Annotated in this window: 16 protein-coding genes; 4 read left to right on the forward strand and 12 right to left on the reverse strand. The window is 70.9% G+C overall.

Annotated features, from left to right (window positions below; translation table 11 throughout):
• Nucleotides 1–137: 137 nt before the first annotated feature.
• Nucleotides 138–434: a hypothetical protein gene (locus ACIA5C_RS27890; RefSeq protein ID WP_396059687.1), complete on the reverse strand. Its 297-nt coding sequence runs from the start codon at nt 432–434 to the stop codon at nt 138–140.
• A 175-nt stretch (nt 435–609) separates the two neighbouring features.
• Entirely contained in the window at nt 610–3,471 is a 2,862-nt protein-coding gene (gene fxsT, locus ACIA5C_RS27895) for an FxSxx-COOH system tetratricopeptide repeat protein (RefSeq protein WP_396059689.1), read from the reverse strand.
• A gap of 293 nt (nt 3,472–3,764) precedes the next feature.
• On the opposite strand from fxsT, the gene ACIA5C_RS27900 reads away from it, so the two are divergent.
• Nucleotides 3,765–3,941, forward strand: a complete 177-nt coding sequence (locus ACIA5C_RS27900; RefSeq protein WP_396059691.1) for a hypothetical protein — start codon at nt 3,765–3,767, stop codon at nt 3,939–3,941.
• A gap of 33 nt (nt 3,942–3,974) precedes the next feature.
• On the opposite strand, the gene ACIA5C_RS27905 is transcribed toward ACIA5C_RS27900, so the two are convergent.
• A complete protein-coding gene (locus tag ACIA5C_RS27905; RefSeq protein ID WP_396059693.1) occupies nt 3,975–4,361 on the reverse strand; it encodes a VOC family protein in 387 nt (128 codons plus the stop codon).
• Nucleotides 4,362–4,468: 107 nt separating this feature from the next.
• Between ACIA5C_RS27905 and ACIA5C_RS27910 the strand changes: the two genes are divergently transcribed.
• Nucleotides 4,469–4,963, forward strand: coding sequence for a hypothetical protein (locus tag ACIA5C_RS27910; protein WP_396059695.1), 495 nt, complete (start codon nt 4,469–4,471; stop codon nt 4,961–4,963).
• 60 nt (nt 4,964–5,023) lie between these two features.
• Nucleotides 5,024–6,520: an MFS transporter gene (locus ACIA5C_RS27915; protein WP_396059697.1), complete on the forward strand. Its 1,497-nt coding sequence runs from the start codon at nt 5,024–5,026 to the stop codon at nt 6,518–6,520.
• Nucleotides 6,521–6,614: 94 nt separating this feature from the next.
• On the opposite strand, the gene ACIA5C_RS27920 is transcribed toward ACIA5C_RS27915, so the two are convergent.
• The 4 genes from ACIA5C_RS27920 to metF form a co-directional block, all read right to left on the reverse strand.
• Nucleotides 6,615–7,055 carry a MarR family winged helix-turn-helix transcriptional regulator gene (locus tag ACIA5C_RS27920; protein ID WP_396059699.1) on the reverse strand — a complete coding sequence of 147 codons (441 nt, stop codon included), beginning with the start codon at nt 7,053–7,055 and terminating at the stop codon, nt 6,615–6,617.
• Between the two features lie 93 nt (nt 7,056–7,148).
• A complete protein-coding gene (locus ACIA5C_RS27925) occupies nt 7,149–7,583 on the reverse strand; it encodes an HNH endonuclease (RefSeq protein WP_396059701.1) in 435 nt (144 codons plus the stop codon).
• 221 nt (nt 7,584–7,804) lie between these two features.
• Nucleotides 7,805–8,431: a CDP-alcohol phosphatidyltransferase family protein gene (locus ACIA5C_RS27930; RefSeq protein WP_396059703.1), complete on the reverse strand. Its 627-nt coding sequence runs from the start codon at nt 8,429–8,431 to the stop codon at nt 7,805–7,807.
• Nucleotides 8,428–9,351: a methylenetetrahydrofolate reductase [NAD(P)H] gene (gene metF / locus ACIA5C_RS27935; RefSeq protein WP_396059705.1), complete on the reverse strand. Its 924-nt coding sequence runs from the start codon at nt 9,349–9,351 to the stop codon at nt 8,428–8,430. The genes ACIA5C_RS27930 and metF overlap by 4 nt, the downstream gene beginning before the upstream one ends.
• A 39-nt stretch (nt 9,352–9,390) precedes the next feature.
• Here metF and ACIA5C_RS27940 point away from each other — a divergent pair, with 39 nt between their 5' ends.
• The gene (locus ACIA5C_RS27940; protein WP_396059707.1) at nt 9,391–10,455 is read left to right on the forward strand and encodes a polyprenyl synthetase family protein; all 1,065 of its coding nucleotides are present in this window, start codon (nt 9,391–9,393) and stop codon (nt 10,453–10,455) included.
• Between the two features lie 268 nt (nt 10,456–10,723).
• On the opposite strand, the gene ACIA5C_RS27945 is transcribed toward ACIA5C_RS27940, so the two are convergent.
• The 5 genes from ACIA5C_RS27945 to ACIA5C_RS27965 all read right to left on the reverse strand — a co-directional run bounded on the left by ACIA5C_RS27945 (nt 10,724) and on the right by ACIA5C_RS27965 (nt 12,922).
• Nucleotides 10,724–11,155 (reverse strand): hypothetical protein, encoded by a 432-nt coding sequence (locus ACIA5C_RS27945; RefSeq protein WP_396059709.1) that lies wholly within the window; start codon nt 11,153–11,155, stop codon nt 10,724–10,726.
• A 130-nt stretch (nt 11,156–11,285) separates the two neighbouring features.
• Complete coding sequence (locus tag ACIA5C_RS27950; RefSeq protein WP_396059711.1) at nt 11,286–11,591, reverse strand: lycopene cyclase domain-containing protein; 306 nt, start codon at nt 11,589–11,591, stop codon at nt 11,286–11,288.
• Entirely contained in the window at nt 11,588–11,899 is a 312-nt protein-coding gene (locus ACIA5C_RS27955; RefSeq protein WP_396059713.1) for a lycopene cyclase domain-containing protein, read from the reverse strand. The genes ACIA5C_RS27950 and ACIA5C_RS27955 overlap by 4 nt, the downstream gene beginning before the upstream one ends.
• Nucleotides 11,900–11,903: 4 nt before the next feature.
• A complete protein-coding gene (locus ACIA5C_RS27960) occupies nt 11,904–12,254 on the reverse strand; it encodes an Rv2175c family DNA-binding protein (protein WP_396059715.1) in 351 nt (116 codons plus the stop codon).
• A gap of 311 nt (nt 12,255–12,565) precedes the next feature.
• Nucleotides 12,566–12,922: a hypothetical protein gene (locus tag ACIA5C_RS27965; RefSeq protein WP_396059717.1), complete on the reverse strand. Its 357-nt coding sequence runs from the start codon at nt 12,920–12,922 to the stop codon at nt 12,566–12,568.
• Nucleotides 12,923–13,066 lie beyond the last annotated feature (144 nt).

Below are 13,066 nucleotides of genomic sequence, written 5' to 3' on the forward strand. Positions count from 1 at the left end.
GGTCAACCTGGCGCCGACGGCATCAATACCGAGCCAAAATCAGCCACTACCAGCACCAACATCCATAACCATCACGATCTACGGCTGGAGTACTAGACGCCTGGAGATCAGGCGTCGTCGTCCCGCCGGCCGTCGGCCTAGCGAGGCAGTACCGCCGGTCCAGGCGGGGTTTGATCCGGCCGGCCCGGCGCGGTCCCGTGCTCATCGGCCGCGCCCGGGCTGGGCTTGCGCAGCTTGCCACCCCGGATCGCCGTCACCAACGCCGCCAGAGCCTTGATGCTCTCGGCAGTCGGTCCCGCCTTGGGGTCCTTGGCCTGATCGAGGACGAGTTTCTTGATTTCCTCGGCGTCGACCTTGAAGATTTTGCAGACGGTCGCGAGAAGAAGTATGCGGACGGGCTGAGCAAAAACAGACGCTGCCAGCAGAGCCGCCAAGGCGAACTCAATCCATCCCTTAGAGGGAGTAGCCACGTCGACCCCTCAGGTCCTGGAAACCAGATCAACGCTGAAGACTCGGCACCATGAATCTTCAGCCAATGGCTCAAGGTAGGTCGCACCGCGGTCGGCGTCCCCGCCTCAGAACGCCTTTTGACAATTTTTGACAACAAGCTCAGGCGGACGGCGGCTCGATGTCGAGGAACATTCTTGATCCATCGGCCACGCGCCTCACCAGGAGGTGGCCGGGGCCGAATCGCCGGCGCAGAGTGGACAGAATGTGGTCAACGGTCGGCGCCCCGCCGTCCTCCTCGTGCCGTGCCACCCGGTCGGCCGCAAATCCGGCCGCGGCGAACAGCGTGTCGAGATGGCCCTCGCCGAACAACTCGCGAGCGTCCGAATAGGCGCGACCCGACCACGACCACGCGGACACCGGATTGGACATGGCGGCCGCCGACGCGCGATTCACCGCCGCCACGACGGTGAACGGATGCCGGTCCCCCACCTGTTCGGCCAGCCGTTCGTGAGCGGAGCCGAGGATCTCCTCGGCCGCCTTCGCCTGCCCCTTGGCCAGGTGGACCGCGGCCGCATTGACGCGCGCCGCCTGCACGAGCGGGTTGTCCTCGCCGATCGCCCTCGCGTAGTCGTCGGCCACCTTCTCGCAGTAGTGCAGGGCGGTGTCGAACTGGCCGAGTTCGCGCAGCGCGTTGGCGTAACTCAGGCCGACCGCCAGAGTCAGTTCCCGGCGTTCGCCCAGCTGATTCAGGCACGCCTGGTAGCAAACACCCAACTGCTCCACCGCCGGGACGAGATGGCCCGTACGGCGGAAAGCGACGCCGGTCATCCGGCGCGCCCGATGCAGTTCCCGGCCGATCTCCTCGTCCAGGAGCGGGGCCAGCAGGTCCACCATCTCCTCGTAACGGCCGAGGCCGTACAGATCTTCGGCCAGTGCGTTCTTCAGACGCGACGCCCGATGGTTGCCGCCCAGGTCGCCCTGCAGGCGGTCGAGGCCGGCCCGGTCGGCCTCGGCCGACTCCCGGTAGCGGCCGAGGAAGCGCGCGCTGACCGACAGGTTGTAACGGCTGGCCAGGCGGCGCAGGTCGTTCTCGGCGAACACCGCCTCGTGCCGCCGATGCGTCACCTGATCGACGTCGTACGCCTCCTGGTACTTCCCGGCGATGCGCACGTCGTGCCCGCGGCTGCGCGCGAGGTCGAGCGCGATCGCATGGTCGGGGCGGTAGACCGGGTCGGCGCCGATCCGCTCCATCGCCTGCTCGGTCAGCCGGTACGCCTCGGCGTACTCACCGTCGGCGCGCAGGGCGTTGGCGAGGTCGCGTCTGATCTGGAGTACCAGTTCGTCGGTGCGGCCCAGCACGTTCTGCCCGCCCAGTGCCGTCTCGGCATCGCGGCCGAGCTGCTGGGCCCCCTTCAGGTCGCCGGACAGGAACAGGTAGCGGATCTGGTGGTGGACCGTGCGGTAGACCGACGCGCGGAAGAAGTCCATGAGGCCGGCCGGCCGCAGATGCGGAGCGATCGCCCGGTGCCGGTCGCGGGTGCGCCACTCCTCCGGATGGGCCGGATCGGCCATGACCAGGATGTCCGCCACGTCCCGGCGGTTGGCCGCCGCGCGTGCCTCGGGCACCAGTTCGCGCAGCGCGAGCCGGACGATCGCCGATATCTCGACCCACTCGCCACCGACGTGCCCGCGGGCCACGCCGGTGGCGACGAGCGTGTTCAGCCCCCGGCTCAGGCCACCCGGGTCACCGAGGACGCGGCGTACGCCGGCCGAGACGTCGCCGGCCGCGCCGGCCTGCAGCATCCACCGCCAGATCGGGCTCGGCCCGAATCCGAGCAGGAGCGTGAGCAGCGGCATCAGGCCGGGGCCGACGGTCAGCCAGGCACGCACGATCGCGCGCACATTCTCGATCGCCGGGGACGCCGACCCGGCGGGACCGGTCAGGAGACGGTTCGCCGGGTCGGTGAGACGGTCCGGCAGGTCCTCCCACGACAGAGCGCGTTCCGCCAAAAGGCGGCATGCCTCGGTGAGGCCGAGCGGGGACCGCCCGACGACCGCGATCAGGCGCGCCACCTGGTCCGGGTTCATGTCCGGGTGCTGCTTGCGCAGCAGCTGCGACGACTCTGACTCGTCGAGGTCGACGATCTCCAGCGCGTCGTGCGGGCTCTCCCGCGCCCACCCGGAGTTGCGGGTGGCGACCAGGACGTTGCCGCCCTGCGTACGGATCAGGGTGCGGATGTCGCCGCTGATCACACCGTCGAAGACGAGCAGGTAGGGGCCGGAGCGGGCGAGAAGCTCGAAGAGCTCCTCGAACGGATGCCGCCCGTTGTCGGCGGTGCCCACGCCGAGCTCGTGCGCGAGCCGGAGCAACGACCGGCGAGCCGATTCCACGTCGTCGGCCTGCACCCACCAGGTGATCGCGTAGTCGTCGCGGTGCTGACGGAGGTATTCGGCCGCCACCTGCGTCTTTCCGGAGCCGATCGGGCCGTACAGGATCAGAGGCGTCTCCGGTGAACGCCTCAACCGGGCCTCGATCTCGTCGAGGACGCCCTCGCGCCCGGTGAACAGTGCCGGCCGCTCGGGCAGTTCACCGTGGACGCGGGAGGTGACCCGCGGCGCCACCGCCGGTCGTCTCGGCGACTCGATCCGCGGCAACGGCGGCTCGTGCGGCGGTTCCTGCGGCTGGGAGGGCAGTTCGGGGCGGCCGGACTCCCGCCAGTCGATGCGGACCCAGATCGTGTTGAAGTCGACGAGTTCCCGCTGCTCGTCGGTCGGCTGCTCGGAATGGCGGCACAGCATCACGACGATCGACCTGAGTTTGGACCAGCTGCGGACCGGCCGGCCGCGGAGCGTGGCATTGATCGTCTCGTGCGAGACCGTGTCCAGCAGGCCCGACCGATCGGCGTTGATCCATTTACTGATCGTGCGGGTCGCGGGGCGTCCCGCCTGCCCGTACAGCTCGTGCAGCTTTACCAGGAGGTCACGATGGGGGCCCGCCGGCACCACGTTTGGGCCTGGCAAGGCGATGGGCACTCCGCACGCTCCGAGCCGCGTCGCAGATCCAATGTGTCAGACCACCAAGGATCGCATGTGGCCACCCCCCGGACAACTGACCGGACGCGCCGCGTGCCGGATCTTGGAATGGCGTTCGGAAACGGCGATCGACAGATCCTGTCAGACCGTGTGCGACCGATCGGGAAATGTTGTCAGACGAGCACCATAAGGGGTCAAGTATTCCCAGTTCAGAAGGGTCCCGGAGGGATGATTTCTTATCGCAGCCCACCCAACCGGTAATGCCGAGGGGAACTCCCGTCATGAACCAGCTGGACCCCACAATGATCGGAATTGCCATCATCATCTGGCCCTGTGCCAAATCGCTCATCCTCATGAGCGCCGCCGCGACCAGCATGTGGTCCCGCAACGAGCGCCGGCGCCGGGCAGCCGAACGCATTCTGCGCGCCTTCGGGAACTACGAGGATCCCAAGGAATAGCGACCCCCGGCCTCCCGGCCTGAAGTTGACCGGTCAGTGACCGCTGTGCTCGTAGATCTCCCAGGCGATCCCGTCGGGATCGCGGAAGTTGACCACGCCCGGTTCCCGGACGCCTTGGGTACGCACGCCCGAGCCGCGCAACACGGTGACCATCCGCTCGAGCTCGGCCCGCGTGCGCACGCCGAGGGAGAGGTGGTCGAGCCCGATACGCCGCTCGCTGAACCGGTCCTCGGACGGCGTGCCCGGCAACGGCGGATGCAGCACCAGCCGGGTGTAGGGGCCGAGCCGGAACCGCAGCTTCTCGCCCGGAAAGTCCTGGTCGGCGGCGAGGCCGAGCACGCCGGCGTAGAACGACCGTGACCGTTCCAGGTCGCTGACCCGGAGCGTGATGTGATGAACCCCGTCGATCTCGATGCCCACGGGACGCCATCGTAGGGCCACGCCTGCCTTCGGTCGCACCGCTTCACTCCTTCGCGCATTGTCAACGAAGCATTGACATTCTCCCGGCCGTGCGGTCTCCTCACCGGGTGACCGATGACGTCCTCGACTCGCTGCGCGGCATCCCGGCCTCGCGGGCCCGGCTCGACGCGACCGAGCTCGACCTGATCGACCGGGCCCGGCGAACCGGTGCGACCTGGGCCGACATCGCGTCAGCACTCGGTCTGGCCAGCCGCCAGGCGGCCGAGCAGCGACGCCTGCGGCTCGCCACCTCGGTCGGCCGACTGCGTCAACAGGCACTTGACGACGGGCTCTCGGCCGCGATCGCCGATCTCCGCGACGCGGTCGCCGAACTGGACCGCCGCATCGGCGCCGACCGCCGCTGGGACACCCGGTTCCCCCGGGCCGAACTCGTCCGCATGACTCTCGGCGCGGCTCTCACGGCGCCGCCCGGAGGGCTGTTTTCGCTGGCCAGCGACGCTGTGGGCGATCTGTCGGCGAGCGCCGCCACGTTTACCCGCCCGACCCAGGCGGCCGTGGACCGCCTGCTCGCCGCGCTGGAGGCCGCCACACCAACAGGTTGACAACTCGACACTCAACTTCCGAGGATGTGAGTCTCATCGGCTCAACTCGGGAGGCGCAGCGTGCGCAGAAACGCAACCCTGTTCGTTCTGATCTCGCTGCTCGACGGCTTCGGCAGCACCGCCATGGGCATCTCGGCCGGCCTGTGGCTGCTCGAGCTGACCCACTCGGTGCCGCTGGCCGCCCTGGCCGGCATCTGCACCTACGCCCCGGTCTTCCTCGGCCCGTGGATCGGCGCCGCAGTCGACCGCCTGCCCCGGCGCCCGCTGATGGTGACCACCGAGGCAGCGACGGCGATGCTGCTGCTCGCGCTGCTGACGGTCCACTCCGCGGGCACGGCATGGGTGGTCTTCGCCGTCCTCCTCACCAGGGGCATCTTCGCCGCCCTGGTCGACGCCGGAGAAACGGCGATGCTCCCGTCGGCGCTGCCCCCGGCCGCCCTGGGCAGCGTCAACGGATGGCGGTCAAGCGCCCTGGAAGGCACCAAGCTGGTGGCGCCGCTGGCCGGGGCCGGCCTGTACGCCTGGCGGGGCGCTACTCCGGTGATCCTCCTGTGCGCCGCGATCCCCCTGGTCACCGCGCTGTGTTACACCCTGCTCGACCTCCGCCGGCATGCCGCCCCGAGCGGCCTCTCGGCGCCTGTCGCGCGGGAGGAACCCATCGGGTCACAGCACAGCCGTCCACCCATGGCCGCCGCCCGCTCTACTGCCGGCGCTGAGGCGGCCGGCCCGCATCCCCTTCATCCGGCGGTCGCGGGTGTTTATGCCATGGATATCGAGAGCGGCGGCCCCATCGGCCCACGTCCGGTCGACCCCGCCGCCGCGCTGCCGGCGGACGCCCCCTCGTCATTCGTGCCCGCGACGACCGTTGCCTCGACCGGCGGGTCGCCGTCCGCTGCGCCGGCGGCCGATGCAGCGGTCGATTCCGTGGTCGATGACGATTCTGAGGGCGGACGTGGCGCCTGGGCCGGCGTGGCGCTGATGTTCCGGCTGCCGGCGGTTCGGATTCCGGTGCTGGTCGCCGCGGTGGCGATCTGCATGTCCGGCCTGACCAACGCGGCCGTCCTCGCCCACCTCGTCGATGACCTGCACCTGCCCTCGACTCGGCTCGGCATCGTCACCAGTGCGCAGGGCGCCGGTTCGATCCTCAGCGGACTGCTCGTCGGCCGCCTACTCACCCGGCTGGGGCCGACCCGGGTCGCGGTGCTCGGCGCGGCCCTCTTCGGTCTGGGCCGGCTGGCCTGGGCGCTCCCCTGGTTTCCGCCCGCGCTCGCCGGCAGCCTCGTGATCGGGCTCGGCCTGCCCTGGACCCTGATCGCCGGGATCACCGCCATCCAGACCGAAACCCCCGACCACCTGCTCGGACGCGTGGCCGCCAGCTCCAACACGGTGATGTTCGGCCCGGTCGCCCTGGCCATCCCCCTCGGCTCGGCGATGGTCCACCTGGGCGCGCTCATCCCGACCCTGATCGCCTCCGGCCTCGCCTTCGGCGCGGCACTTTTCGGAATCCGCGCCCGCCCACGGGCCAACGAAGGGCTGCCGGCCGCGGCAAGCAGCTGACCGGGCGCCTTGCGCCCGCGCAACATCCGCATTCCTCCACCACGGCCGGACCGATGCCGGGCCGGCAAGGGATGTCGGCCAAGGCCACAGCCCCTTACCGGCCTCGGCTGCGACGGATCGGTTGCGGGCCCGGCCCGCGGGCGGCTTCGGCCAATGTGGCCAGGGCCGTGGCGAAGGCGTCCGGGTCGCTGACTTCGGCCAGGGCGGAGGCGTGGATGCGGTCGGCGGTCCGCCGGCCCTCGGCGGCGGCGCGGCGGCCCTCGGCGGTGACCACGATGAGCCTCGCCCGCCGGTCGGTGGGGGACGGCTTTCGCTCGGCCAGGCCGAGACGCTCGAGCTCGTCGACGGTGCTGACCATGGTGGTCTTGTCGAGGTCGGCCAGGGTTGCCAGCTCGATCTGCGTGCGGTCCTCCTCAATCGCGTGGACCAGCACGGACTGCATCCGCGGCGTCAGGCCGACCTCGGCCAGCGCCGCGGCCAAGCGGTTGGACAGGGCGTGGCCGGCCGCGTTGAGCAGGGCGGTGAGATCGAGCACGAAAAATATCGTAGCCTCGGATCATCCGCTACCGGATGATCCGAGGCCAGGACGGTCGGTGGACACGCCCCGTGCCGGTCCACCGACCGCGTCTCAGACCAATGCCCAGGTCGGGGCGTACGGCGTCACCAGAAGCGGCATGCGCGCCTCGGACGGCGTACGGTCGCCCTTCCGGTTGTTGCAGCGACCGCAAGCGGCGACGGTGTTGCGCCATTCGTTGCCGCCGCCGCGTGAGCGCGGCACGACGTGATCGATCGTCGAGGCCGCGCCGCCGCAGTAACCGCACCGGCGCCCGTCGCGCACCAGCACACCGGCCCGCGACCACGCCGGCCCGCGGCTGTGCCGCCAACGGGTCACGACGTAGCTGACCAGCCGCACCACCGTCGGAATCGGATAGATGCCCATGCGGGCGTCCGGCTCGGCCTCATGCACCACCGCCACCTCGCGGAACAGCATCCGGATCGCGTGCCGGAGGCTGACCCGGTGCAGCGGCCCGCAGTCGGCGTTCAGAACGAGAACCGCGCTCATCGTGGCTCACCTCCCCCACCAAAACCGCCCGATCCCAGGCAGGAACGGACGGCCGGCGGCGGGACCAGTCACCCGCGTCGGCAGCCCTGCCCAGGCTCGCGACTCATTCCGTCTCCTCTCCGGCCGAGGACGCCCCTCGCCGGTGACACCACGGTAGAAGCGGCCTCCACCCCGGACAACCGAATAACGATCATCGATTGGGGGCGCCCGCGAGCAGCGGATCAGTCAAGAGAGCGCCGGATCGCGACCGCCAGCTGGGCGAGCCCGATCACGGCGAGCCCGAGCCACACGGCGGCGGCCACGGTCAGTACGAGCGGGGCGTGCCCGGCGATGCCCGCACCCAGCAAGCCGAACACGGCGATCAGGACCCGGGTCGGCCGCTCCCCCACCGTCACGGCGCCGATCTCGCTCATGCCGGCGGCGGTCGCGCGGGCTCGCGCGTACTCGTGAAGCCAGCTCGCGGCACCGGCCGCGACCACCACCCAGGCTTGCGCCCCGCCCACCCAGAAAGCCGTGAGCCAGGCGGCCTCGCCGACCCGGTCAGCCACCGAGTCGAGCACGTAGCCGGCCCGAGTCGCCCGGTCGCTGAGCACCGCGACCGCGCCGTCGAGCGTGTCGGCGAGGGCCGCCAGGAGCACCAGAGCCGCGCCGGGTACGAGCCCGGCGAAGGGTACGGCGAGGCAGATGAGCAGGCCGCACAGGGTGACCCAGCTCGGGCCGGCCCACGCCAGGCGGGACCCCAGGGTGAACGCCAGCCGCACCCACCCGCGCACGAAGACCGACCCGGTGCGGGGATCGAAACCCCCATGCAGCCGGGACCAGGCCGACGCGTACTCGTCCCAGGTCACGCGGCCGCGGCGCCGACGCCCGGGGCCAGCAGCTGCCAGACCTCGCGGGTCGCGGTCGAACGGTTGAGCGTGATGAAGTGCACGCCCGGCACACCCTCGTCGATCAGCCGCGCACACATCTCGGCACACACTTCGATGCCCAGCTCACGCACGGCGGCCTCGTCACCGGCGACCCGCTCGAAGCGGGATCGGAGCGCCGGCGGGAACGGCGCCCCCGACAGCTGGGTGGACCGCTCGATGGTCGCCATGCGGGTCACCGGCATGACACCCGGCACGATCGGCGTGTCGCCGCCCGCCGCCACGACCCGGTCACGCAGACGCAGGTAGTCGTCGGCGTCGAAGAACATCTGAGTGACCGCGAAGTCGGCCCCGGCGCGACATTTCCGGATGAAGTTCGTCGTGTCGGTCTCGATGTCGGGCGAGCGGGGGTGCTTGTAGGGGAACGCGGCCACCCCGACGCTGAAGTCGCCGGCCTCCTTGACCAGGCGCACCAGGTCGGCGGCGTAGAGCACGCCCATCGGGTGCTGCACCCACTCGCCCATCGGGTCGCCGGGCGGGTCGCCGCGCACCGCGAGCACGTTGCGGATGCCCGCCCCGGCCAGCCGCCCGATCACGTTGCGCAGCTCGGCGATCGAATGGTCGATCGCGGTCAGATGAGCCATCGGCAGCAGCGTCGTCTCGGCCGCCACGCGCTCGGTGACCGCGACCGTGGTGTCACGGGTGGTGCCGCCCGCGCCGTAGGTGATCGAGACGAAGTCGGGCCGCAACGACTCGAGCTCGCGGATCGCCTGCCAGAGCAGCCGCTCGCCCTCGGGGGTCTTCGGCGGGAAGAACTCGAACGAGAACGTCGGCGCGGCGCCCCGGATGAGCTCGCCGATGGCCGGCGTGCCGGGAAGACGCGAAGGGAGTCCGAGAGCCACGCAAAGACTCTACCGGGTGGTCGGCTAGCGTTTTCACCTGTGAACTGCACCGACCATGCCGGGCTGCGATCCCGGGTCGACAAGGCGCTCGCCACCTTCCTGGGTGGTCAGCGCGCGCTGCTGCTCGGCATCGACCCGGCGCTGGCCGAACTCTCCGACACCCTCGAGATCCTGGTGCTCGGCGGAGGCAAGCGGCTGCGGCCCTCCTTCGCGTACTGGGGGTACCGCGGCGCCGGCGGCTCCGACACCGACTCGGTGGTGACCGCGGTCTCCGCGCTCGAGCTGGTGCAGGCCAGCGCACTCATCCACGACGACCTGATCGACCGCTCGGACACCCGCCGCGGCGAGCCGTCGGTGCACCGGCGGTTCGAGACCCGGCACACGGCGGCCGGCTGGCGGGGCGGCTCGGCCGGCTTCGGCGACAGCGCGGCGGTGCTGCTCGGCGACCTGGCCATGGTGTGGTCGGACGAGATGCTGCACACCTCCGGCGTCGGCGCGGCCGAGTTGTCGCGGGCCCGGCTGGTCTTCGACGAGATGCGCACCGAGGTGACGGTCGGGCAATATCTCGACCTGCTCACCCAGGTCACGGCCGACACGTCGGTCGAGCGGGCGGGCAAAGTGGCCCGGTACAAGTCGGCGAAATATACGGTCGAGCGGCCTCTCCTGCTCGGCGCGGCCCTGGCGGGCGCGCCCGATGCCGTACGCCTGTCGTATTCGTCTTTCGGCCTGCCGCTCGGCGAAGCGTTCCAGCTCCGCGACGACGTGCTCGGCGTCTTCGGCGACCCGGCCCAAACCGGCAAACCGGCCGGTGACGACCTGCGCGAAGGCAAGCGGACCTACCTGGTGGCGGCCGCGTTCACGGCGCTCGGCGGCGACGGCCGGGCCACGCTCGACGCCGGCCTCGGCAACCAGGGCCTCGACGACGGGGGCGTGGCCGAGCTGCGGGCGCTGATCCGCGATTCGGGTGCGCTCGCCGCCACCGAGCGCCGCATCGACGAGCTGATGACGGCCGCGCTGGCCGCACTGGCCGAGGCCCCGATCGACGAGCCGGCCCGCGACGTACTCCGCGAACTCGCCGACGCCGCCATCCGCCGCACCGTCTGACCGACCCGCCGCGCCGACACCGCCACCCCGCCCGAGCGCGTCAGCGGAGCCCGCCGCGCCGCTGCCCATCAGCCGAGCGACCAGTCGACCTGGCGCAGGCTCAGGTGGGCCCAGCCTGGCCGGAGCCCGCCGCGCCGCTGCCTATCCGCCGAGCGCCTGGTCCGGGCCCGCTGCGCCGTCGGCTCCGAACCGGGCCGTGACCTCTTCCGGGGTGGCTCACCGCACCGCCATCACGGTCGGGGACGGATGGTGGCCACCCGCTCGTAGGTCACTGGATGCCGCGGCGGGCGATCGAGGCGGCGGTGCGGTCGAAGATCTCGGCGGCCAGGGTGGGGCGGGCCGCGGCCTCGGCGAGTGGGAGTTCGGTCTGCGGGTCGTAGCCGATCAGGCCGGTGTGCTGCTCGATGATGCGGCCGAGGTCGTAGATCTGGCGGACGATCGCGGTGGCCTCGGCGCCGCTGTACCGGTGCGGGACCGTGATGGCGGCGCTGTGCCGGTAGAGGTTGACCTGGATGCCGGTGGGCGCGTGGTCGAGCTCGCAGTAGAGCTCTCCTTCGTGGACGGTGATCTCGCCCAGGATGTCCCGCACGGCGGCCGTGACGGCGGCCCTGACGTCGGCGTCCAGCGCCTGCGCACCGTCGTCCCCGGTGGCCAGACTCTCCTCGGCGGCCTTCCGGAGGAACTCCAGGTCGTAGCTCATGGATCGGCACTTTATCGGCGCAACCACTCACTCACGTCGCCCGGGCGGGGTGAGCGTTCTGGGCGCGCCAGCGCCCTGCTCGCCCCGGCCGGGCCCTCGGCGGGAGCGACGGTCCGCACCCCGCAGCTGCCTACGACCGGTCTATGCCTTTGCGTCCCCAGAAATCCCAGAGGGAGAGGGTCAGGAGGACCAGCGCGAAGCCGAAGAGGAGATCTTCGACCGGGGCGTGGGCGATGCGCAGGCCGAGGATGTCATGCGGGTTGTAGAGGACTATGCCGCGGCCGGTCAGGATGCCGTTGGAGAGCAGCTGGAAGACGATGACGATCGGGTAGGTGGCCCAGAAGACCAGCCGGGTGATCAGGCGGGTGTGCAGGACGAACAGGTCGACCGCGACCGAAAGAAGGACGCCCACGGACGCGGCGACGGTGTAGGTCACTTGCGGAGAACCTTCCGGACCGCCTCGAAGCCGAGGATCGCGCAGAGTGGCACGACGAGGAAGAACAGCACCTCGTCGATGGGCAGCCGGCCGGGCAGGAAGACGCCGGTGACCTGGGTGCGGTCGAAGTGCCAATGGTCGGCGGCGATCGCGGCCAGGTCCCAGGCCGTGAAGATCGCCGCCACCGGCAGCACGGTCAGCAGGAGCCGGCGCCATCGACGGAGGACGCCGACCTTCAGGACCGGCTCGAGCCAGAGGGCCGCGACCAGGCACCCGGTCAGGACGCTCAGGTAGGCCAGATGGCGCACGGCGTCAGAAGCCGAGGGCCTGGGCCCGCCGCTTCACCTCGCGGGCCATCGGGCCGCCGAGACCGACCGCCGCGCTGCCCTGGAGTGCCTCGTCGGGCTGGTAGAGCCACCGGACTGCTTCTTCGTCGTTATACCCGGCGTCGCGCAGCAAGTTGAGCACGCCGGGGAGGTGCTTGAGCACGGTGTCGTTCGCCACCAGCTCGGCGGGCACCACGCGCACCCCGTCGCGCCTGACGGCGAGCAGGTGGCCGTCGCGGACCATCTGGTTCACCTTGCTGATCGACAGGTCGAGTTTCTCGGCCACGTCCGGCAGGGGCACCCAGCCGGCCGGACCGGCGGTAACGGAATCACTCACACGTACAGCCTGCCAGATCGAAGGAGTGTCAGCCCGATGAGTGTGTGGCGCAGGACCCGTACGGAGGTGGCCGGTGCGTGGCGGTCGGTGCGCTACGACATGGACCGGCGCCCGTCCGAGCCGCCTGCCGACGGCCCGGACGTGACGTCGACGGGGATGAACACTTTCACCGGAGCGGCGTGGGACTGCGGTCCGGAGCCGGTCGACATGCCGGTCGCCGGTCGCATGCCGGAGCCGAGGAGGGGTTCAACGCGCCGGTCGGTCGCCGTGTCGGCGTTCGGGGTGATGACGGTGGTCGGGGCGGCCGGGGCCTATCTGGTGGCGGTGAACGGGCTGGTGCCGATGCGGGATGCGGGTCCGGCGGCGGCCGGGACGGTGCCGCCGGCGACGACTGCGGAGTCGGGGATCGGGCGCTCGCCGCGGACGCCGGGCAAACCGGTGATCGACCCGGCACGGCCGCCGGAGCCGACCGTGCCGACGGGTCGATACACGCGGAAGGCGCAGGAACCGGCACGGCGTCCGCCGCAAAAAGCGAGTCCGATTCGGACGACAAAGCCGACAAATATAATTTGTTGCGCGAACCCGCCGGCCCCTACGCCGACCGCCCCGACGACGTCACCGTCGCCCACACCATCGGCATCGCCGGCACCGTCCACGAGCGCGTCCAACTCCGGCAACCCTGGCGAATCCCCCGAACCCCGCCAGAGCGTGCAACCCGGCCATCGCCGACGCCACCACTGAATGCGGGGCAGAAAACCACGGAGGGCAAGCAGCCGCGTACCCGTTTGGACTCAGCTATGACATCCTGGTCT

This window comes from Actinoplanes sp. NPDC051343, assembly GCF_044455125.1.
Classification (GTDB): Bacteria; Actinomycetota; Actinomycetes; order Mycobacteriales; family Micromonosporaceae; genus Actinoplanes.